Genomic DNA, 22826 nt, shown 5'->3' with positions numbered 1-22826 from the left:
CATTTTATATTAAAGGACTTACTTATAAACGTTTCTCGTTTTAAAGATGCCTCTTCACGCTATGCGAACTAATAGCTATCTTTGCACCCCATTTATATCAGGAAATTATGTTTAGTAACCTTCAGGATAAATTAGAAAGTGCCTTTAAAAACCTTAAAGGGCAAGCTAGAATTACCGAACTTAACATTGCATCCACGGTAAAGGAAATTCGTCGTGCATTGGTGGATGCTGATGTAAACTATAAAATAGCAAAAGAGTTTACGGACAAAATAAAGGAAAAGGCCATTGGGGAGAAAGTAATCAACTCCATCAGCCCCGGACAGCTCATGGTAAAAATCGTAAAAGATGAGTTGGCCGAGCTGATGGGTGGCGAGGAAGTCCCTTTGAATGCCAAAGGCAATCCGGCTGTTATTCTTATTGCAGGATTACAAGGTAGCGGTAAAACTACTTTCAGCGGTAAACTGGCTCATTACCTGAAGACCAAAAAGGGGCTCAACCCTTTACTGGTTGCAGCCGATATTTATCGTCCGGCAGCTATTGAACAATTGCGCGTGTTGGGAGAGCAGATTGGTGTAGAAGTGCATATGGAACCTGAAAACAAGGATGCCGTAAGCATTGCTCGCGCTGCTGTAGCCGGTGCCAAAAGCAAAAACAAAAATGTAGTTATTATAGATACTGCCGGTCGTTTGGCTATTGACGAGGAAATGATGACCGAGGTGGCTAACATTAAACATGCTGTAAACCCACAGGAAATTCTTTTTGTGGTGGACAGTATGACCGGTCAGGATGCCGTAAATACGGCCAAAGCGTTTAACGAACGCTTGGATTTTACCGGTGTGGTACTTACCAAATTAGATGGTGATACCCGCGGGGGGGCGGCCCTTTCTATCAAATACACAGTAAACAAACCCATTAAGTTTATCAGCAATGGTGAAAAAATGGACGCCTTGGATGTGTTCTACCCCGAAAGGATGGCACAACGTATCCTAGGTATGGGCGATATCACCTCGCTGGTAGAACGCGCCCAACAGCAGTTCGATGAAGAACAGGCCAAAAAAATCGAAAGCAAAATCAGAAAAAATAAATTCGATTTTGCCGATTTCAAAGCTCAGCTGGAAATGATTAAGAAAATGGGCAACATGAAAGATCTTTTGAGTATGATCCCCGGTGTAGGCAAGCATGTAAAAGATCTGGACATCAGCGATGATAGTTTTAAAGGCATTGAAGCGATCATCGATTCCATGACGCCGGAAGAACGCTCTAATCCCGATATCATCAATGGCAGCCGCCGCAAGCGCATTGCTTTAGGTGCCGGAAAAGATATTGCCGAGGTGAATGCTTTCATGAAGCAGTTCGAACAAATGCGCGAGATGATGAAAAATATGAATAAAATGGGTGCCTTTGGACGTATGATGCCGGGAGGTTTCGGCGGACTTAAAAGAAGATAATTTCCGGATTTTTCGAAAATATATACATTAAAAAAATAAAACCGTGTTTCTCACGGATTTATTAATCTTTTTTCGTTTTTATTTGTTATTACTACAGTAATTATTATTCCGACTGTAAAAAAGCTTTATAGTACCTCATCTTACCGACGAGGTCTTATAAGCTATTATTCTCATACATATGAGAAATCGATATGAAACGATTGGATTTCATATGATTACCAGCATGTTTTTATACGCAGAGACCCTAACTGTATAGACAGGGGTTGCAGTTTTAATTTTTTTACCGAACTCTAAGGTTGTTGCACAACAGGGCGTCATACTTGAAATATAAAAGTGCTGACGAAAGGAACCCTGCCCAAAAATCGTTATATTGTTTACTATGAAAATCAACAAACCCGTTGATATTGTTATGAAAATGCGTGAATACTTTAGCTCAGGACAAAGTCATGACTTTAAAGATGAAGCGCCTTTCAGACTCGATTTACTGAGTAATGCTCAGATGAGGTCATTAGGCGAACGCATCGCATTAGAACATACAATATTAAAAAACCAACAATCCGATAAAGTCCTTAGAAGACTTAATGAAAACGAAGAGGTTATTATAAAAGTACAACAACTACTAACAGAGGCTGTAAAAGACAAGTATACAATAGCGCCAGCAAGTGAATGGTTTCTGGATAACCTCTATCTGATAAAAGAACAAATTAGCATTGCCAAAAAACACCTACCAAAAGGGTATAGCAAAACCCTTCCTATTCTAGCTTCAGGGAAATCGGCAGGAATGCCGCGCGTATACGATATAGCGTTGGAGATTATTTCGCATAGTGACGGAAGAATCGATATCGCAAACCTTACCGCTTTCATCGAAGGATATCAAAGCAATAATATACTTACTATCGGGGAGCTGTGGGCCATTCCCATTATGCTGCGATTTGCAATTATCGAAAACATTCGGCGCATAGCATCCCGCATAGCCATAGATAGACTTGATAAAAACGAAGCCATTTATTGGGCAGAAAAGTTTATTACGATTGCTCAAAAAGAACCTAAAAAAATTATCATTGCTACCGCCGACATGGCCAAAAGCAATGTATTGCTGAGTAGTGCATTTGTAGCCGAATTTACTAGGAGATTACAAAGCAAAGGACAGGGTTTGTCGATGCCACTTTCCTGGCTGGAAGAACAACTGACAGACTCCGGACATTCCATTGCCGAAATGGTAAACCTGCACAGCCAGAATCAAGCTGCAGATCAGGTTTCCATGCGCAATAGCATCGAAAGTATTCGCTTGCTTAAAACAACCGAATGGAAAAAATTTGTAGAGAACGTTAGCATTGTTGACAAAATACTCAGTGAAGATATTACGGGTATCTATCCTAAAATGGATTTTGAAACCCGCGACTATTATAGACATGAAATTGAATGGCTGAGTAAAAAAGCGCAAAAACCCGAGCACGAAATTGCCACCACTGCTATTGCTTTAGCTAAAGCAAAACAAGCTGCTGGCAAACCCTTACGTCAGCAACACGTAGGATATTTTTTTATAGATAAAGGGCGTGATGAACTTATTAGCGCTTGTGGTGCTAAACTTTCTTTTATAGAGCAGTTAACCCGGATACTGGACAAAAAGCGATTCTTCTTATACGCAGGATCCATTTTACTGCTCGCACTGCTAATAGGCGCCTTCATTGGTTCTGTAATTTATAAATACGGTCACCCCATATGGTTGGCAATATTTACAGGAGTACTAGGATGTATCCTCGGTGGCAACTTTGCTACTGTATTTGTAAACTGGATAGCCACCTCCCTCGTAAAACCCAAGTTTTTACCAAAGCTGGATTTCTCCAAAGCCATTCCGGCCGAGTACAGCGCGATAGTAGCAGTACCTTGCCTTATTACCAGTAAGGATAGTATTGCAGAACTCGTAAGCGATTTGGAAGTAAGATATCTTTCCAATCCACAACGCAATCTTTTTTACTGCCTGCTTACAGATTTTGCCGATGCTCCTGAGGAGCACATGCCTAACGATGAAGAACTCCTGAACTATGCAGTTGAAGAAATTGAGCTATTAAATCTTAAATACAGAAAGGAGAATGAGCCTGATCGCTTTTTTCTGATGCATCGACCTCGCAAGTGGAATCCACGGGAAAAAGTATGGATGGGCTACGAACGCAAACGCGGTAAATTGGGCGAACTCAATAGTCTGTTAAGAAACACAGGTCACCACGATTTTTCGAAGATCGTAGGCGATATTCAGCACCTCTCCAATATAAAATATGTAATCACCTTGGATGCTGATACCGTATTACCCCGTGAGTCGGCATGGAAGATGATCGCCACTATGGCGCATCCACTCAATCAGCCAGTGGTGGATCCCCAAAAACGTAGAGTGGTAGAAGGATATGGCATATTGCAACCGCGTACAGCAGTTAATATGCCCGGCAACACCGCTTCTCTATATGCTAGAATGCATAGCAATGATTCTGGCATTGACCCCTACACCATGCTGGTATCAGATGTATATCAAGATCTTTTTGGTGAAGGCTCTTTCATCGGAAAAGGAATTTATGATATTGACGTTTTCGAAGAAATATTAGGTCACGCTTTCCCTGAAAACCGCATACTGAGCCACGACCTTCTCGAAGGTTGCTATGTACGCTCGGGATTACTTACCGATGTACAAGTTTTTGAAGACTATCCCGAAACCTATTGGACAGATGCCAGCAGGCGTCATAGATGGATTCGTGGCGACTGGCAGATTGCATCTTGGGGAATGCCTTTCGCACCCGATGCCAATAATAAACTTAAAAGAAATTACATCTCTGCTTTATCCAAATGGAAAATATGGGATAATATAAAGCGTAGTCTGGTAACACCGGCCTTATTAGTGCTCATTGCGCTTATATGGCTTATATTTCCTCATCCTGCATTATGGATGATAGGCGTATTGGTATTCTGGTTTTTCATGCCGGTATTTACAACGCTAATACAGCTGGCTCGCAAACCCAAAGATCTGGATATAAGATATCATATAGCCGATACGGCAACCACTTTCAAGTACAACTTATATCAGGTGCTTTTTAACATAGCCTGCATTCCTTTCGAAGCGTATCACAATGCCGATGCCATAATTCGCGCTAACTGGCGAATATTGATCTCAAAACGCAAGTTACTTCAATGGACGCCTTTCGCTGCACAGCGCACAAAATCAAAGAAAACTATAGCAGAAGCATATGCTTACATGTGGCCTGCTGTTTTTATTACTATAGGCCTTACAGCACTCATCATTCTCTACAACGCATCTGTACTTCCCTTTGCCTTACCGCTGTTATTATTATGGTTGTTAGCTCCGGTAATTGCTTGGCGAGTAAGCAAACCTAAAACCAGAAAAGCTTTTAGTCTTTCAGCAACCGACCGAGATTTCCTGCATATCATCAGTCGCAAAACTTGGGCTTACTTTGAAGACTTTGTGGGTGAAGAAGATCACTATCTAGCGCCGGATAATTATCAGGAAAAACCTATCGCCGTAATCGCACATCGTACTTCACCAACAAATATTGGTCTTGCTTGTTTAGCGAGCCTTTCGGCTTATGACTTTGGTTATATATCATTGTGTAAACTGGTTGAGCGTATTCAAAACACATTTTACTCGCTCAATCAGCTAGAACGATACAGAGGTCACTTTTACAATTGGTACGAAACAACTACGCTACAACCGCTATATCCCAAGTACGTATCCATGGTAGACAGCGGAAATTTTGTAGCAAACATGATGGTATTACGGCAAGGGTTATTTGAAATACTCCATGACAAGTTAATCTCTAATAAATTTTATCAAGGATTATACGATACACTCCTTACTGCTAAAAGTACCATTAGCGAAAAAGCACAGCTAGCAGCATTTGCTACAGTGGAGAATTATTTACTGCAATTGTGTAAGTCGCCGGTAACCAGACTGGATATCCAACACACTTATTTCGACAAACTGCACCAGCAAGTACAAGAGCTTCAGGAACAAGTTGGCATCAAGGAAAACGAAGAGTGTGTGATGTGGTTGCAGAAATTTGAACAGCAAATACAGGACATGAGGAACACATTAGCCCTCTTAGTACCATGGAGAGGGCTACTGCCTATACCACAGGAGCTAGAAGAGCTGAAGGTTCTGGAACAGATACCTTCTCTAATAGATATTCATCAATATAAACAATCCGTATTGCCGATTATTGAGCAATACCTCAATGATCCCTCAAAAGCAGCATATAAGGAACAACTGATACAACTATCTCAAACGTTACAAGAGGCACTAAGCAACGTATTACAAAAGTTCAGTAAGATTGAAAAACTGGCTAATGAGTGCTCCGGATTTGCTGATGTAGATTTTGAATTTTTGTACGACAAATCCAAACATTTATTCCATATAGGTTATAATGTTAGCGAAGATGTAAAAGATAAGAGTTATTACGACATGCTTGCCTCTGAAGCAAGATTAGGTATCTACACAGCTATCGCACAAGGAAAGGTACCTCAAGATACATGGTTTTCATTAGGCCGCTTGATTACCAACGAAGGCATCTCTCCCGTGTTACTTTCTTGGAGTGGCTCCATGTTTGAATATCTTATGCCTGATTTGCTCATGCCTTCTTATGAAAATACCTTATTGGAAAAAACTGCAAGAGGGGTAGTGCAAAATCAGATTGATTATGCAAAACGCAAAAATATTCCTTGGGGTATTTCCGAATCAGGATTTAATTTGGTTGATGCACATCTGAACTATCAATATCAGGCTTTTGGTGTACCAGGGCTGGGATTGAAAAGAGGATTAGGACAAGATCTGGTCATAGCACCATATGCAACTATGATGGCTTTAATGGTAGAACCCCAGAAAGCATTAGACAATCTGAAACTAATGGCTAAAAACGGTTTTGTGGGAAGATACGGATTTTATGAGGCCATAGATTATACACCGTCTAGAATGCCGCGAGGAGAGTCGCATGCTATAGTACGCTCTTTCATGGTGCATCATCAGGGTATGGGCTTCCTAGCACTAGCGCAATTATTGCTGGGCGAAAAGATGCACCAACGTTTCGAAAGAGACCCGCAATTCCAGTCTGCACTATTGTTGTTAAAAGAACGTCCGCCCAAAACTTCTACATACTTTACACAGGAAGAAAGTACGGATAATATGATTGTAAGCAGTTACGAATCGCATATCCGTATTATTAAAACACCGGATACACCGGTACCTGAAGTACAACTACTTTCAAACGGACGTTATCATATGGCCATCAGTAATGCTGGTGGTGGTTACAGCAGATGGCACAAGCTATCGGTAACAAGATGGCGTGAAGATGTCACCAAAGATAATTGGGGAACCTTCTGCTATATCAAAGACCTTGCAACAGGTGAAATCTGGTCCAATACTTATCAGCCTACGCTGAAAAAATTAAAGGTAGATGAAACCATTTTCTCACAAGGACATGTAGAGTTTAGGCGCATGAATGATGCCTTTGAAACAAAAACGGATATTGTAGTATCACCTGAAGATGACATTGAAATTCGACGAATAAAAATCACCAACCGCACCAATAATGTAAAAACCTTAGAGGTAACGGGTTATACCGAAGTAGTAATAGCACCTCAGGCTGCTGATGAAGCGCATCCGGCATTTAGCAATTTATTTGTACAAACAAAAATTATGGACGAAGCCGGTGCAATAATGTGCACACGACGTGCCAGATCCAGAAACGAACAACAGCCCTGGATGTTCTTCATGATGCATGTATCCCAAGCAGAAAAAGAAGAAGTTTCTTATGAATGCGACCGCATGAAATTCATCGGTAGAACGCGTACGCTGGAAGCTCCTGCAAGTGTTGTAACTGATGGTATGCTGAGTGGCTCCAGCGGATCGGTATTAGACCCCGTTGCTGCCATAAAACATAAAATCACACTTAAACCTCGACAAACCGCCGTTGTTGAAATTATTATCGGTATCTCCGAAACTGAAGAAAGAAGCAAAGAGCTAATTTATAAATATCACGATGTACACATCAAAAATAGGGCGTTTGAACTGGCATGGACACACAGTCAGGTATTGCTGCGGCAGATCAACGCTAGCGAATCAGAAGCGCAATTGTTCAACGCCATGGCGGGTCATATCTTGTATGCCAATGCTACACACAGAGCCGATGCATCCATTATTGCCAGCAATAAAAAAGGACAATCAGGTCTTTGGGGATATGCTATTTCGGGAGATTTACCGATTGTATTGCTACGAGTGCAGGACAGCGAAAATATCACACTTGTAAAACAACTGATAAAAGCGCATTCCTATTGGCGCCTGAAAGGGCTGGCCGTAGACTTGGTAATTTGGAACGACGACTTTGGCACTTACCGTCAATTGTTACACGATCAAATTGTAGACTTTGTAGCAGCAATTGGAGGCTCGGTAATGGACCAGCCCGGAGGTATTTTTGTTCGACAAGGCGATCAGTTCACAACCGAAGACAGAGTGCTGCTTCAAACCACAGCCAGACTTATCTTTTATGACAACGGTGGTACGCTGCAAGAACAAATGAGCAGACAAAAACCGCTTAAGAAACTGCCGCCGTTACTAAATATTGCAGGCACCGAAGAAAAATATTCTAATATCGTGCTGGAACTGCCACCAGATTTAATCTTTAACAATGGCATTGGTGGATTTACCAAGGATGGTAAGGAATACTTCATTCTCACAGATGCGCTTCATACCTCACCTGCCCCTTGGGTAAATATTATAGCCAACGAGCAGTTTGGCACTATGATTACTGAAAGCGGATCATCCTACACCTGGGCCGAAAATGCACACTCCTACAGGCTTTCACCTTGGAAGAATGATCCGGTATCCGATACTACCGGCGAAGCTTATTACATACGCGACGAACAAAGCGGCCGATATTGGTCGCCTTCGCCTCTCCCTGCAAAAAGCGGAGAACGATATATTACGCGCAATGGGTTTGGATATACGGTTTATCAGCATGCCACCAATGGTATTTATTCCGAAATGTGGGTGTATGTGGATGTAGACGATCCTATAAAGTTTGTAGTAATTAAACTCAGAAATCTGAGTCCCAAACCAAGAAAACTCTCTGTAACCGGTTATGTGGAATGGATTTTGGGCGATACTGCTACCAACACACGCATGCATGTGGTTACGGAGAAAGATCTGGAAACCGGCGTACTCTTTGCAAGAAATGCATATAACAGTGTTTTTGCCGAAAGAGTTTCTTTCTTCGATGCAGACGGTCCTAACAAATCTTACACCTGCGACCGAACCGAATTCATTGGAAGAAACGGACTGCTTTCTCATCCAGAAGCACTCCGTCGCGAGCGCTTGTCGAATCGCTATGGAGCTGCACTCGATCCGTGTACAGCCATTCAGATTAGCGTAGAATTACAACCTGAAGAGGAAAAAGAAGTCATCTTTAAACTAGGTAGCGGCAAAAACGAACAGGAAGCCCGCAACCTTGTTGTAAAATATAAATCATCCGAGAAAGTGCATGAAGCTCAATCCAAGGTCCATGATAAATGGAACCATATTCTAGGAGCGGTTTATGTAAAGACTCCGGATGAAGCCTTTAATGTATTGGTAAATGGATGGCTGGTGTATCAAGTATTGGCCTGTCGTGTATGGGGACGCAGTGGCTTCTATCAGTCAGGTGGTGCTTTTGGTTTCCGCGATCAGCTGCAAGATGTACTGGCATTGATGCACACCCGTCCTGATATCACCCGTGCTCAAATTCTGCTGGCAGCTTCCCGACAATTTAAAGAGGGTGATGTGCAACACTGGTGGCATCCACCAACAGGACGGGGTGTACGCACTACATGCTCCGACGATTATCTGTGGTTGCCTTATGTAACGACACGATACATCGAAACTACAGGCGACCTAGGAGTATTAGAAGAATACGTCTCTTATATAGAAGGAAGACCGCTAAGACCCGATGAAGAAAGTTATTACGACCTACCTGTTTTCCTCAATGATTGGGAAACTTTATACAATCATTGCAAACGAGCCATTAATTACGGACTGAAATTTGGTGAGCATGGATTACCGCTTATCGGTTCTGGCGACTGGAACGATGGTATGGATAAAGTAGGTGAACATGGAAAAGGTGAAAGCGTGTGGTTAGGTTTCTTCTTATATTATGTATTGATCAAATTTGCAGAGTTGGCCCAAGCCCAAGGAGATGAAGCATTCCATCAAAAATGCATCTCCGAAGCTGAGAAGTTAAAAGATAATATCAACAAATATGCTTGGGATGGTGCTTGGTATCGGAGAGCTTACTTCGACGATGGTACACCGTTGGGATCTGCACAAAACGAAGAGTGCAAGATTGACTCCATCTCCCAAAGCTGGTCTGTAATTTCCGGTGCCGGTCATGTGGAAAAAACCGGTATAGCCATGACTTCACTCAATGAGCATCTGGTTGACAGAAAAAATGGTATTATTAAACTTTTGACCCCCGCATTTGACAAATCAGATCTATACCCAGGTTATATAAAAGGTTATCTGCCGGGTGTAAGAGAAAACGGCGGACAATATACCCACGCAGCCATATGGGCTATTATGGCATTTGCTCAGATTAAGGATAAAGAACGAGTGTGGGAATTGTTCTCTATGGTAAATCCGGTAAACCATACAAAAACTCCAGACGATATCCAGCAGTATAAAGTGGAACCTTATGTGATGGCTGCCGATGTGTACGGAGTAGCGCCACACGAAGGCCGTGGCGGATGGACCTGGTACACCGGTTCTGCCGGATGGACTTACCAGTTGGCCATAGATTATATCCTCGGATTAAAAAGAAAAGGTCAGCAACTTCAGCTTACTCCCTGCATACCCGATAACTGGCCCGGATTTGAAGTAAATTACCGCTTTGGTAATACTTTCTATCATATACGGGTAAATAACGAACATAAAAACGGAAGCATCCAATATACCCTCGATGGCGTCTTATTACAGGAACAGTTTATCCCTTTGCAGGACGATGGAGGCGTGCATGAAGTTGTCATCGATATTTAGCATATATTAGTAAAAGATTTTATTACATTTAAAAAAACTATATGAAAAAAAATGTTTTCCACATAGCAATACTGCTCTTAGCATTGACAGCATTTCATTGCAGTTCTCCATCCAGAAGTACCACTTCGGGAAAAACCGAAATTATAACAGAGACCATCATTCCTAATACCGCTACCAAATCTTTTCAGAAGGAGCTAGCAGGCACGTGGAATGTATTATCCATGCGGCGGCAGGCAAAAGCGAAGCAAGAAACACTTAGCGGTGTTTCGCTTACATTCAACGAACAGGATAATAAATTCAACGGCAAAGCTCCCTGTAACTCTATTTTCGGAACAGTACAATTAAATGGCTACAGCATTCGTTTTCAGGAAGTGGGCGCCACTAAGATGGCCTGTGATAAAATGGAGCAGGAGACAGCTTACCTAGAACTTCTACAAAATAGAATCAGCTCTTTTAGCATAGAAGGCAGCAAACTATATTTAAAAGATGTTGCCTCCAATATTGTCCTAGAATGCGAAAGAGCTAAATAATTCTCGGTATACTTCTAATAAGATGGCTCATGATACTAAGTACCATGAGCCATCTTATTTTCGATTTTACGTACTACTTAAAATTCGTCAAGACTAAATCCATTATCGGCAGCGAATTTTATCTGGGCGTTATTGAGATTGGTCATAATATCTTCCTGAGCATTGATAAGATCAGCCATTTTCTTAACGGCACCCTCACGTTGCTCCTCATCTTTTGCTTCACCAATGTCTTTGTACGCTGTGTAAATACTTTTAATGTACTCAAAATAACGCACAGCCATTGTTTTAAAATCTTCTGCACCATTTCCCACAGCCGGAATATTCTTTAGTGCCTTGATTTTTACATCAAGAGTGTCCTCCATCACTTTTGCCGATGCTGCGATTCCGGCAAAATTATTCTTATCGCTACGGGCTTTTATTTCAGCTTCCGCTTTTAGTAAGGGCTCTGAAATACTTTCTTCAATTTCAAGTACCTTTTGGTAATATTCTTTTGCTGTTGCAGGTTGATCCCCACTATTAGTATCTTTTGATTTACAGGAAATGGCCGCCACCATCACCACGGATAAGAAAAATACGGCAATTGATTTCATATCGATTTGCTTTTCAATAAATAAACTAATAAAAATAAACTACTGCAAATACAGTGCTTAAAATGTAAAAGTAACAGAAAACTACCTTAAAAAAAGCTCTATTGTAGAAAACACCCGTTTCATCGAATTATTAGGGCTGTTCATCGAATTTCAAAGGAAAGCACCATGTAATTTATGCAACTTTGCACTGTCAACCACGAAATAAATCCGTACCCTAATAAAAATCTAGAACAACCCGTATCCTATTGAAAATTAGAAGCCGTCTATGAAAGGTGGCTTTTTTTCTTTTTAAAACCCGTATTGATCGATCAGATATATTAAAGCGACCATATTCACAGCGCCCAACTCTAATTCTCTCTTGTTCACAGCTTCAAATACATCGTTGGAGGAGTGATGCACATCAAAATAGCGCTGAGAATCGGGCAAGAGTTCACACAACGGTGTGCCCAACAATGGCTTCAGTGGTGAAATATCAGCACCCCCGCCACCCGCGATAAACTCATTACATCCGTAGGGAGCGATGAGCGGTAACCATCGTTTGGCTTTATCCAATTGTTCTTTACTACAATCAAAGCTAAATGCTCTTGGCGTAAAACCTCCAGCATCACTTTCTACGGCAAATATGTGCTTTTCTCCTTTGGCTTTGGCTTCCTCTGCATATTTCCTCCCTCCTCTTAGGCCGTTTTCCTCATTAGCAAAGAGCACAAATCGAATAGTACGTTTAGGGGTATAGTTCAAAGCCTTCAAAGCTCTTAAAACTTCAATAGTCTGGGTCACACCAGCACCATCGTCATGAGCACCTTCACAATTATCCCAGCTATCCAAATGTCCTCCGATGGTAATGTACTCATCAGGGTACTCATTTCCCTTAAGCTCTCCGATAATATTATGCCCTTGCACATCGGGCAAAAAATGTCCATTAGTCTTTAGAACCACTTTAAGTGCAGCTCCCTGTTCCAATGATGCAGCCAACCAATCCGCATCTTGTAATCCTATAGCCACTGCCGGTATCTTCGCATAAGCACTGTCATAGAAAAGCGCACCAGTATGAGGTACATTATCGATACTATGGCTCATGCTACGTACAATAACTCCCACGGCCCCGTATTTTGCTGCCAGTGAGGGCCCTCTACTCCGATACTTTACAGCATCACCATATGCATCAAATGTTCTGACAAATTTGGGATTGAATTTATAATTGTAGAATACAATTTTGCCTTTAAGCTGATCTTTTTTCATCTCTAATTCGTCAAAATCCCGAATGAGCACCACCGGAGCTTCTAATGGCTTTCCTCCTGTACCTATAGTATTACCCAATGCTATCACCGCGAGCTCTTTTTCTTCCTTATTCGGTAATATAGCCCGCACTTCGTCCGTACCACCACGAACCCAGCGAGGTACCATTACCGGCTGTTTATAGGTTTTGTCACTCCCAGCTTCTTGTAACAAACGATAACCCCATTCCTCTGCTTGATACATTTGCTTGGAACCGGCCAGACGGGCGCCGATGTTTTTGGTTAGGTCGCGAAGATGATCATAGGCTTTTCCATTGGTTAGTATTTCATCCGCAAGTTTCCTGATAAATGCAGCGTCTTTATCCTGCGCATGAGTTATATCGCCTAAAAATAACAGCGATATGAAAAACAATTTTCTTAGCATACTGTTATGATAGTTTAAATTTTTATAAAGATAAGACAAAGGGCATAGCATGCTGGATGTTTAAAATATAAACAGTAGAGATACGAAGCCTATCACATATAAAAAATCTTATTATTCATTACACGATAAAAACAAGCTTAAAAAGAATTAATAGCAACAGAACGTTTATCTTTATCTTATGCGAATAGGAATTGTTTGTTACCCGACATTTGGTGGTAGTGGCGTTTTGGCTACAGAATTAGGAAAAGCATTAGCGGAAAAAGGACATCTTGTGCATTTTATTACCTATCAGCAGCCGGTAAGACTCAGCATGTTCATGCCTAATATCTTCTATCATGAGGTACAAGTGCCCACCTATCCCTTATTTGATTTTCCTCCGTACGAAACGGCATTAGCTAGCACCATGGTAAATGTAATTAAAACAAACAATCTGGACCTCCTTCATGTGCACTATGCCATTCCGCATGCCTCAGCAGCCTTTATGGCAAAAATGATCTTACAACAGGAAGGGAAAGATATCCCTGTAATCACCACGCTGCATGGCACTGATATTACGTTGGTAGGAAAAGACAAGATGTTTGCCCCCGTTGTATCATTTTCGATTAACCAAAGTGATGTCATTACCGCAGTATCGGAAAACCTTAAAGAAGAAACCTATGCCACTTTTGACATTCAGAAAGAGATCGAAGTAGTATACAACTTCGTAGATGTAGAACGGTTTAACCGTAAACCATTAGATGCATTTAAAAAAGTACTAGCCCCTAACGGAGAAAGAGTAATACTCCATGCTTCTAACTTTCGACAAGTGAAGCGTATTGCCGACGTGGTGCAGGTTTTTAACGAGATACAAAAACAAATTCCTGCTAAACTATTATTTGTAGGAGACGGACCCGAAAGACAAAACGCAGAAGAACAGGGACGCGCTCTGGGCATTTTTGATAAGATGATTTTTGTAGGGAAGCAGGAGCAAATTGAGGATGTATTTGCTATTGCCGACTTATTTTTACTTCCTTCCGAATACGAAAGCTTTGGGTTGGCAGCATTGGAAGCTATGGCCTCCAAGGTGCCTGTAGTGTCTACCAACGCAGGGGGATTAAAAGAAGTAAATATTGATGGCGTTTCGGGTTATACAGCGGAGATAGGAGATATTGAGACAATGAGTGCAAGGGCATTGGATATTCTTCGTGATGAAGCCACTCTTCAAGGTTTCAGAGAGCGCGCCTTTCATCACGCACAGCAATATCATATCAGCAATATTATTCCGCAATACGAAGCCATCTACCGTAGGTTCTGTAAAGATTGTTAGCCAATAGAGGATAGAACATTTAATTAATACATGCAGGAATTGGCATTACACCATTTCCTGCATATCTACTAGCTTACGATAAATACCGTTTTCTATCTGCATCAGTTCATGATGCTTACCACGTTCTACAATTTCACCTTTATTCAATACTACTATCTCATCAGCATTCCGAACGGTACTCAGTCTGTGTGCAATCACGAGCGAAGTGCGGTTCTTCATCATTTTGTTGATGGCGTCCTGTACCAGACGTTCACTTTCAGTATCCAGCGATGATGTAGCCTCATCGAGTATCAGAATAGGTGGATTCTTCAACACCGCACGAGCAATGGTCAAACGCTGTTTCTCTCCCCCACTTAATTTAGTACCTCTGTCGCCAATATTGGTATCGAATTTTTCGGGTTTGTTTTCAATAAACTTCAACGCATTCGCTACCTTGGCAGCATTTATTATTTCTTCCATGGTAGCATTGGGGTGCGCCAGAGTGATATTATTGGCAATAGTATCATTAAACAAAATCGGCTCCTGGCTTACAATGCCAATTTTATCACGTATCGATTGTATACTATATTCCTTAATGTTGATGCCATCCACTAAGATCTCACCTTCTGTTACATCATGAAAGCGGGGTACCAAGTCCGCCAATGTACTTTTTCCGGCACCACTACTACCCACCAATGCAATGGTTTTACCTTTAGGAATCACCAAATTGATATTCTTAAGCACTGGCGTATCGTTGTAAGCAAAAGATACATTACGGAATTCGATGGAATGTTCAAAAGACTGTAGCTTTTGCGTTCCTGTATCTTCGATCTTAACTGGAGTGTTTAACAGATCTTCGATGCGCTCAACAGCTGCAGCTCCGGCCTGTACATTAAAGAACGAAGAAGACAATGCCTTGGCCGGATTGATCATCATGGCAAACATGGCAATAAATGCAATTAGATCCCCCGGGTTCAACGCATCGCGGTTAATCAGATTAGCACCAAAATAAATCACAATACACAAAACAATTACACCCAACAACTCTGTAAGTGGTGAGGCCAAATCGCGCCTGCGCGACATTTTTTTAGTAATACCTAGCACCATATTATTGAGTGAAGTGAACCGCTTATTTACAATTTCCTCTGCACCAAATCCCTTAATAATTCTTATACCTCCTAGTGTTTCTTCCAGAATGGAAAGTGTTTCACCTACTTTTACGGCTGCCGCATTACTCTGACGCTTAAGGGCACGACTGATACGACCTATAACAAAAGCCGTCAGCGGCAGCAATACTAATAGAAACACGGATAAGCTGGGACTAAGCCATATCATCGCCACCAGATAACTGATTACCATGATAGGGTCTTTAATCAATCCTTCCAGAGCATTCACAATAGAGCTTTCCACCAGGCCTACATCGTTGGTCATACGACTCATGATATCGCCCTTGCGCTGCTCAGAAAAATAACCTACGGGTAAAGACAGTACCTTAGCATACATATCATTCTTCAAATGAATGATAATGGAGCTTCTTACCGGTACCGAAATCAGTGAAGACAGATATATAAATAGATTCTTTAAAAAGATAGCTAGTATAATAAATCCGCAGCAAAGTAATACGGCAGCCATCTGCTGGCCCTGATCTACCAGCTCAATTAATTTATTTCCTAAAATATGTCCTCCAGGAATTTTCCTTAAAATGGTTTCGCCCCCAAATCCATCAACCTTAAAAATAATAGACATTAAAGGAGCCAGAAGGGTCAACGAGAACACAGATAAAAGGGAAGCCAATATGGTCATCGATACGTACAAAAAAATCTTCCCTTTGTACAATCCGATATACTTAAGAATCCGCTTAAATTTTTTCAATTTCCTTACTAATTTTAAAACGCACAAAGGTAATTATTTACAACCGGTTTTTGCTATTTCCGTTCATTAATACGTTATCAATATACAATACTCCTCGGCGCATGCGAACATAATAGGGCCAATCTTAAAATTATATTAAAAGTTTTCCATATACAGCTGCATGATAAAGGACTTTCCACTCAATCATGATCGATACTCGTTAACTTTGCGAATACAATTATGATAGAAAACAAGAACATTATTCAGGATAACGAGCGGGCTGTTATTGTAGGCGTAGTACAGAAGAATCAGACCGAAAGACAGGTAAACGATTATTTGGATGAGTTAGCATTTCTGGCAGAAACCGCCGGTGCCGAAACCAAAAAACGTTTTATTCAGAAACTCCAACATCCCGATTCCCGTACTTTTATCGGAAAAGGTAAGCTGGAAGAGATCCGCCAATATGCGGTAAACAATAATATTAATCTCGTAATTTTCGACGATGAATTATCGGGGGCTCAAATCAATAATATACAAAAAGAGCTGAAAATAAAGGTTATTGACCGTTCCGACCTGATATTGGACATTTTTGCCCGTAGAGCCAAAACCGCACAAGCCCGTACACAGGTAGAGTTGGCACAATATCAATATATCTTACCCCGCTTACGCGGTATGTGGAGCCACTTGGAACGTCAAGGAGGTGGTATTGGATCCCGTGGACCCGGTGAAACCGAGATCGAAACCGACCGTCGTATCGTAAGGGATAAAATCACTTTGCTGAGAAAAAAGCTGGCCGAAATAGAAAAACAGGCGTACACCCAGCGCAAAGATCGTGGTGAATTTATCCGTGTAGCACTGGTGGGCTATACCAATGTAGGTAAAAGTACAATTATGAACCTATTAAGCAAACGCGAAGTATTTGCCGAAAATAAACTATTTGCCACGTTGGATACAACTACCAGTAAAGTAGTATTTGAAAACACTCCATTTTTATTAAGTGATACGGTAGGATTTATCAGAAAACTCCCTCACCACCTTATCGAAAGCTTTAAAAGCACACTGGATGAAGTGAGAGAAGCGGATATTTTACTGCATGTAGTGGATATTTCTCATCCCAATTATGAAGATCAATTAGCTGTAGTAAATAAAACATTGCAAGAGTTGGATGCGGCCGATAAGCCCACCATTACCATCTTCAATAAAATGGACCTGTACGAAGCTCAAACATTCGACGAGTGGCTGAGCGATGAAACAAAAGAAGAAATCTTGCGCGATCTGTACGAACGCTGGCAGCACGAATTACAAGGCAATGTAGTGTTTGTTTCCGCTACAGAGCGCCGCAATCTAGATGGTCTTAGGTCCACCATCTTGAATAAAGTAAAAGAACTGTATCAGATAAGATATCCTTACAAAACCACTTTTTACTAAGCCTTCTGCAGTGTTAATTACATCAATTCCCCTTACCTTGCAGTATGCAGTTTAAAGATGTCATAGGACAACCTGTGTTAAAAACTGAGCTTACACAGCTAATGCAAGAAAACCGGCTGGCGCACGCTATGCTCTTTCTGGGTAAAGAAGGAAGCGGAGCCCTGCCACTAGCTATTGCATTTGCCCAATATATAGTTTGTGAAAAAAATACTCCAAAACCCGCAGTCCCTGTAGGGCCTAGTCTTTTCGGAGAGGAGCTGCCCGCTGAGTCGGAAATTGCTACCGAGTGGCAGACCGACGCCTGTGGTGTTTGTGCTTCCTGTCTTAAAGCCGCTGAGTTGCAACATCCGGATATCCATTTCAGTTATCCAGTAGTAACCAAAAAATCGGGAACACCGCCTATCAGTACCGATTACATTGCGGAATGGAGGTCTTTTATCAAAACCTCTCCATACGGTAATGTATACGACTGGCTACAATTCATAGGCGCCGAAAACAAGCAGGGTAATATTACCGCTCATGAGTGTAATGACATCACCCGAAAACTCAACCTGAAAAGCTTTGAGGGCGGATATAAAGTATTGATTATGTGGATGCCCGAGTATTTGGGCAACGAAGGGAATAAATTGTTGAAACTCATTGAAGAGCCTCCGGAACGCACCGTTTTTTTATTGGTAGCCGAAAATGAAAGTCAGATACTGCCCACCATTCTGAGCCGATGTCAGCTCATAAAGGTACCACAGCTTAGCAACGACGACATAAGGCAGGCTTTAATAAGCCGTAATAATACCGATGAACAAACGGCAGCACGTGTGGCTGCTATCAGCGAAGGTAACTACAGAGAAGCCCTGCATATGGTGCAGTATACTAATGAAGACTGGCACAATTTGTTGAGGGAATGGCTAAATAGTATATTGAAAAATGGCCCCCTGGCTCAGGTAAAATGGGTAGAAGAAATTGGACAGCTAGGGCGAGAAGAGCAAAAACAATTCCTTCGGTATTTCAATCATTTAATACATCTGGCCATACGCATACAGGTGCTACCTCACTTGGCAGAGCAATATCCAGAAAAAGAAAAAGATTTTGCCGTGCGCTTGAACAAATTTACAGGCATTGAACAACAGCAAGCTATCGTCGAAGAATTGGATAAGGCTTCCTATTATATCGAAAGAAACGCCCATGGCAAAATGTTATTCATGGCACTTACACTAAAAATTTATCATATCATTCAGGACAAAGTTGTACTTTTGGGCGATTGAGATACATTGGTAAGTGAGTTTGGATAACAAAATTTTTGAGGAAAAGGCAACGGAGAGAAAGAGCGAATTACGTGTTAATCATACCGTTAAGGTTTGCATATTTGAATAATAATAAGCTGTATTTCAGCTTTTTATACATATAAATTGCAGCAACAACTAGCTGTCTATATTGTATTTTACGCCACGATTTCGCATACTTCCTCCCGTTATTTTTAATAAGATTGCAAACATGGGCTGTACTAACTGTGGTACTGCTAACGGCAGTAAACCAAAAGGTTGTAAAAGCAACGGGGGTTGTAGTACCGGTGGCTGCAATCGTATGAATACATACGATTGGCTGCGTAATTTGCCCATAGCCGATGCTGACGATTACTGCAATGTAGTAGAAGTCAGCTTTAACAAAGGTTCCCGAAAAGATTTTTTTAGAAATACCACATTACAATATTTTGAAAAAGGCGACCTGGTAACCGTAGAAGGGGTTGGTGGTTTTGACGTGGGCGAAGTTTCTCTTACGGGAGAGATTGTGCGCTTGCAAATGAAGAAGTACGGCGTTAGTGAAATCAATACCGACATGAAAAAAATTCTGCGACCGGCAACTGAGCGCGACCTAGAACTTCGACGCATCAACAAGGCTCGAGAGCCAGAAGCGCTGATTCGAAGCAGAGCCATCGCACGCCAAATGAACCTGGACATGAAAGTAAGCCAGGTAGAAATACAGGCCGACGGCAGAAAAGCCACCTTCTACTATATTGCCGACGGAAGGGTAGATTTCAGAGAGCTGATTAAAGTGTATGCTGCCGAGTTTAAAGTGAAGGTTGAAATGCGCCAAATTGGTGCACGACAGGAAGCCGGAAAAGTGGGTGGTATCGGAAGTTGTGGCCGCGAACTTTGCTGCGCCACTTGGCTCACCGATTTTAAATCTGTCAACACCTCAATAGCCCGCTACCAAAACTTGTCCATTAATCAGACCAAACTGAGCGGTCAGTGTGGGCGTCTGAAATGTTGCCTCAACTACGAACTGGATACCTATCTGGACGCATTACAAGCATTTCCTAACGACTGCGATCAGCTGGAGGTAGCCAAAGGCAAAGCCTACCTGATCAAAAAAGATATTTTCAAAAACCTGATGTGGTACGCGCTACCCGATAGTACCAAACAATATCCACTTACCATAGAGCGCGTTAAAAAAATAAAAGAGCTCAATGACCAGAATATTATTCCGGAAGATTTGGAAGCCGTGGAGCTTGCTGTTGCTCAGCCCAAAGAAGTAGAACCGGAATTTGTGGATGTGGTAGGACAAACCTCACTACGTGCCTTGGAAAGAGCCGAGAAAAAAAGAAAACATAAAAAGGGCGGCCACTCGCAACATAAAGCCTCCGGCAATAAACATCAATCCGGAAAGAAAAAAGACCGACGCTAATCTTCAACTTTTAAGCTTCAATTACCACCACAGCAGCGGCTATATTTTTCAGATGGCTGAGAGAGACTTTAACCTTGGATAGATCCAGATTTTCTAATGTTACGGCGGTGGTACCTTTGAGAGCGATCTCGGGTTTACCTGCATCATCCCCCAAAATCAATATTTCATTATAAGCAGTACCATTGGCCCAGCCAGTTCCCAAGGCTTTAAAAAAAGCTTCCTTGGCTGCAAAACGAGCAGCATAATGTTCGTATTTATGGGTCTTAGGCTCGCAATAGGCTATTTCTTCTTCATTAAATACCAACTCTCTGAAGCCCTGCTCTTTTTCGATTTTTTCCCGTACTCGGTCTACTTCTATTACATCCAGCCCGATTCCAGAAATCATGTGGAAAGTTTTAAGGTTATTTAATACGATCAGGGGACGGGATCATACCCACTTCCTCCCCATGGATGGCATCTTGAAATTCTTTTTATAGAAAGCCAAAGTCCTTTAAAAATACCGTACTTCCTAAGCGCTTCTACTGCATACTGCGAACAGGTAGGGGTATAACGACATTTTGGTCCTAACCAAGGAGATATCACCCATTGATAAAGCTTTATCAATGCAATAAAGGGAAGACTACATATTTTGAGTATCCATCGCATTTTGTGAAGAGAATACTTTCTTTAGGAGGTTACCTACACATTCAAAAACCTGTGCGTATGTGGGCATTTCTTTACCTGTATATAAAAAAAACAGCGCTATGGCTTTATTGTTAGCGGCAGCAAAATTTTTTATCTCGTGCTGTTGCAGGCGGTAGGCTTCGCGCATCAATCGCCGAATGCGATTGCGCTGCACCGCTTTTTTAAAATATTTGCTACTCACTCCTACACTGCACTTTACCTCTCCGGAGGAATAAGGTTCTACAAGATACACCAACCGTATTGGATATACACGCACACTTTTCCCTTGTGAAAAAAGCTGCTGCAGCTTTTTTCGACTCTTTAGACGCTGCGATTTAGGAAAAGCGTTGGGTTTCATGCGCTGAAATTACGGTTTACAATTCATCCCTGGATAACAAAAATAGCCCCGAAATCGGAGCTATTCAATGATTTTGTGCTGACTGTATGCTATATGGGAGTTATTTCAATCTTCTTTCGTCAGAAACAGTCAATTTCTTACGGCCTTTTGCACGACGTCTTGCCAATACTTTACGACCATTAGCGCTTTGCATGCGCTTACGAAAACCATGTACAGTTTTACGACGGCGACGATGCGGTTGATAAGTACGTTTCATAATATCTTCTATTTTTCACTTTTACTGAATGAATAGCATGGGAGAACATGCTGAAATTATTCTTAATACCAGGAGACCACCACATCTCCTGTTTGTGAAAGGATGGCAAAGGTAGGGAAAAGTTCAGAAGTTTAAGCCCCCAAATTTAAAACTTTGTGGGTTCGCCTAGGTTTGCACGCTGACTTTTTACCGTTTCTCCAAAAAATAAAGAGCCTTTACGGTCAAAATCCTCGGTAGAATCGGTCGTAAAAAACTGAATTTGGCCATTTTTACTACATTTTTCCTCTATCTCCGGATGCCGCTGTAAGTAATTCTCCAGACTTTGGGCCACTATTTCTCCCTGACTGAGAAGTTTTACAGATACAGGCAAATATTCCTGTATCTTATTGCGCATCAATGGATAATGTGTGCATGCCAATAATACGACATCGATGTTTGGGCCTTTCTGAAGTAAATTATGAATATGCTTTTTTATGAAGTGCACCGTACCGGGATTATCGATTTCGTCGTTCTCGATAATGGGTACCCACATGGGACATGCTTCCTGAAAGGTTTTCACTTCTGGAAAAAACTTCTGAATTTCAATAGGATATGATTCTGAAGCTACGGTTCCCGAGGTGGCGAGAATTCCTACTTCTCCAGATTGAGAATACTCACCAATAATTTCCGTCGTAGGACGTATAACACCCAACACTCTTTTCTGGGGAGCTATTCGCGGCAAATCTTTTTGCTGAATATTACGTAAGGCTTTAGCAGATGCCGTATTGCAGGCAAGTATAACCAGATGACACCCCCGAGCAAAAAACCAATTTACCGCTTCAAGTGTATAGTGGTAGACGGTTTCAAAAGAACGGGTTCCATAAGGAGCTCGAGCATTATCACCTAAATAGATGTAATCATACAGCGGTAGTTGACGAACAAGTTCTCTGAGAACGGTAAGGCCTCCGTAACCAGAATCAAAAACCCCTATGGGCGCCGCCTGCTGCATGTATAAGAAGATTTTGGTCAAAAATAAAAA

The 22826-nt window shown here is 41.6% G+C and carries 15 protein-coding genes; 7 read left to right on the top strand and 8 right to left on the bottom strand.

Features of this window, described 5'->3' with window-relative positions:
• Positions 1-107 precede the first annotated feature (107 nt).
• The 3 genes from ffh to V2H41_RS00645 all read left to right on the top strand — a co-directional run bounded on the left by ffh (position 108) and on the right by V2H41_RS00645 (position 11039).
• Positions 108-1448 carry a signal recognition particle protein gene (gene ffh, locus V2H41_RS00655; RefSeq protein WP_330973178.1) on the top strand — a complete coding sequence of 447 codons (1341 nt, stop codon included), beginning with the start codon at positions 108-110 and terminating at the stop codon, positions 1446-1448.
• Positions 1449-1827: 379 nt separating this feature from the next.
• Positions 1828-10509 carry a glycoside hydrolase family 94 protein gene (locus V2H41_RS00650; protein ID WP_330973177.1) on the top strand — a complete coding sequence of 2894 codons (8682 nt, stop codon included), beginning with the start codon at positions 1828-1830 and terminating at the stop codon, positions 10507-10509.
• Positions 10510-10550: 41 nt separating this feature from the next.
• Positions 10551-11039 (top strand): META domain-containing protein, encoded by a 489-nt coding sequence (locus tag V2H41_RS00645; RefSeq protein WP_330973176.1) that lies wholly within the window; start codon positions 10551-10553, stop codon positions 11037-11039.
• A gap of 77 nt (positions 11040-11116) precedes the next feature.
• Here the strand turns inward: V2H41_RS00645 and V2H41_RS00640 are convergent, their stop codons facing one another.
• Together V2H41_RS00640 and V2H41_RS00635 are read right to left on the bottom strand one after the other, a co-directional pair.
• On the bottom strand, positions 11117-11629 hold the full coding sequence (locus V2H41_RS00640; protein ID WP_330973175.1) for a hypothetical protein: 513 nt from the start codon (positions 11627-11629) through the stop codon (positions 11117-11119).
• Positions 11630-11917: 288 nt separating this feature from the next.
• The gene (locus tag V2H41_RS00635) at positions 11918-13288 is read right to left on the bottom strand and encodes a M20/M25/M40 family metallo-hydrolase (protein WP_330973174.1); all 1371 of its coding nucleotides are present in this window, start codon (positions 13286-13288) and stop codon (positions 11918-11920) included.
• Positions 13289-13466: 178 nt separating this feature from the next.
• Here V2H41_RS00635 and bshA point away from each other — a divergent pair, with 178 nt between their 5' ends.
• Entirely contained in the window at positions 13467-14594 is a 1128-nt protein-coding gene (gene bshA / locus V2H41_RS00630; RefSeq protein ID WP_330973173.1) for an N-acetyl-alpha-D-glucosaminyl L-malate synthase BshA, read from the top strand.
• A gap of 45 nt (positions 14595-14639) precedes the next feature.
• On the opposite strand, the gene V2H41_RS00625 is transcribed toward bshA, so the two are convergent.
• The gene (locus V2H41_RS00625) at positions 14640-16445 is read right to left on the bottom strand and encodes an ABC transporter ATP-binding protein (RefSeq protein ID WP_330973172.1); all 1806 of its coding nucleotides are present in this window, start codon (positions 16443-16445) and stop codon (positions 14640-14642) included.
• Positions 16446-16664: 219 nt separating this feature from the next.
• Between V2H41_RS00625 and hflX the strand changes: the two genes are divergently transcribed.
• The 3 genes from hflX (at position 16665) to V2H41_RS00610 (ending at position 20531) form a co-directional block, all read left to right on the top strand.
• The gene (gene hflX / locus V2H41_RS00620) at positions 16665-17852 is read left to right on the top strand and encodes a GTPase HflX (protein ID WP_330973171.1); all 1188 of its coding nucleotides are present in this window, start codon (positions 16665-16667) and stop codon (positions 17850-17852) included.
• 44 nt (positions 17853-17896) lie between these two features.
• Positions 17897-19111, top strand: coding sequence for a DNA polymerase III subunit (locus V2H41_RS00615; protein WP_330973170.1), 1215 nt, complete (start codon positions 17897-17899; stop codon positions 19109-19111).
• A 229-nt stretch (positions 19112-19340) separates the two neighbouring features.
• Positions 19341-20531 carry a PSP1 domain-containing protein gene (locus V2H41_RS00610; RefSeq protein WP_330973169.1) on the top strand — a complete coding sequence of 397 codons (1191 nt, stop codon included), beginning with the start codon at positions 19341-19343 and terminating at the stop codon, positions 20529-20531.
• A gap of 10 nt (positions 20532-20541) precedes the next feature.
• On the opposite strand, the gene acpS is transcribed toward V2H41_RS00610, so the two are convergent.
• The 5 genes from acpS to murI all read right to left on the bottom strand — a co-directional run bounded on the left by acpS (position 20542) and on the right by murI (position 22796).
• Positions 20542-20916: a holo-ACP synthase gene (gene acpS, locus V2H41_RS00605; RefSeq protein WP_330973168.1), complete on the bottom strand. Its 375-nt coding sequence runs from the start codon at positions 20914-20916 to the stop codon at positions 20542-20544.
• A gap of 29 nt (positions 20917-20945) precedes the next feature.
• Positions 20946-21176, bottom strand: a complete 231-nt coding sequence (yidD, locus tag V2H41_RS00600) for a membrane protein insertion efficiency factor YidD (protein ID WP_330973167.1) — start codon at positions 21174-21176, stop codon at positions 20946-20948.
• Entirely contained in the window at positions 21151-21552 is a 402-nt protein-coding gene (rnpA, locus tag V2H41_RS00595) for a ribonuclease P protein component (RefSeq protein WP_330973166.1), read from the bottom strand. The genes yidD and rnpA overlap by 26 nt, the downstream gene beginning before the upstream one ends.
• A 100-nt stretch (positions 21553-21652) precedes the next feature.
• Positions 21653-21808 (bottom strand): 50S ribosomal protein L34, encoded by a 156-nt coding sequence (rpmH, locus tag V2H41_RS00590; RefSeq protein WP_330973165.1) that lies wholly within the window; start codon positions 21806-21808, stop codon positions 21653-21655.
• A gap of 145 nt (positions 21809-21953) precedes the next feature.
• On the bottom strand, positions 21954-22796 hold the full coding sequence (gene murI, locus V2H41_RS00585) for a glutamate racemase (RefSeq protein WP_330973164.1): 843 nt from the start codon (positions 22794-22796) through the stop codon (positions 21954-21956).
• Positions 22797-22826: the final 30 nt, after the last annotated feature.

This window comes from Niabella digestorum, from assembly GCF_036409055.1.
Classification (GTDB): Bacteria; Bacteroidota; Bacteroidia; order Chitinophagales; family Chitinophagaceae; genus Niabella; species Niabella composti.
The sequence above is the reverse complement of the archived record's forward strand: the minus strand, read 5'-3'. Positions and strand labels throughout refer to the sequence as shown.

Coding starts and splice junctions, on each gene's coding strand:
- ffh (WP_330973178.1), top strand. CDS start 108: ATGTTTAGTAACCTTCAGGATAAATTAGAAAGTGCCTTTAAAAACCTT.
- V2H41_RS00650 (WP_330973177.1), top strand. CDS start 1,828: ATGAAAATCAACAAACCCGTTGATATTGTTATGAAAATGCGTGAATAC.
- V2H41_RS00645 (WP_330973176.1), top strand. CDS start 10,551: ATGAAAAAAAATGTTTTCCACATAGCAATACTGCTCTTAGCATTGACA.
- V2H41_RS00640 (WP_330973175.1), bottom strand. CDS start 11,629: ATGAAATCAATTGCCGTATTTTTCTTATCCGTGGTGATGGTGGCGGCC.
- V2H41_RS00635 (WP_330973174.1), bottom strand. CDS start 13,288: ATGCTAAGAAAATTGTTTTTCATATCGCTGTTATTTTTAGGCGATATA.
- bshA (WP_330973173.1), top strand. CDS start 13,467: ATGCGAATAGGAATTGTTTGTTACCCGACATTTGGTGGTAGTGGCGTT.
- hflX (WP_330973171.1), top strand. CDS start 16,665: ATGATAGAAAACAAGAACATTATTCAGGATAACGAGCGGGCTGTTATT.
- V2H41_RS00615 (WP_330973170.1), top strand. CDS start 17,897: ATGCAGTTTAAAGATGTCATAGGACAACCTGTGTTAAAAACTGAGCTT.
- V2H41_RS00610 (WP_330973169.1), top strand. CDS start 19,341: ATGGGCTGTACTAACTGTGGTACTGCTAACGGCAGTAAACCAAAAGGT.
- acpS (WP_330973168.1), bottom strand. CDS start 20,916: ATGATTTCTGGAATCGGGCTGGATGTAATAGAAGTAGACCGAGTACGG.
- yidD (WP_330973167.1), bottom strand. CDS start 21,176: ATGCGATGGATACTCAAAATATGTAGTCTTCCCTTTATTGCATTGATA.
- rnpA (WP_330973166.1), bottom strand. CDS start 21,552: ATGAAACCCAACGCTTTTCCTAAATCGCAGCGTCTAAAGAGTCGAAAA.
- rpmH (WP_330973165.1), bottom strand. CDS start 21,808: ATGAAACGTACTTATCAACCGCATCGTCGCCGTCGTAAAACTGTACAT.
- murI (WP_330973164.1), bottom strand. CDS start 22,796: ATGCAGCAGGCGGCGCCCATAGGGGTTTTTGATTCTGGTTACGGAGGC.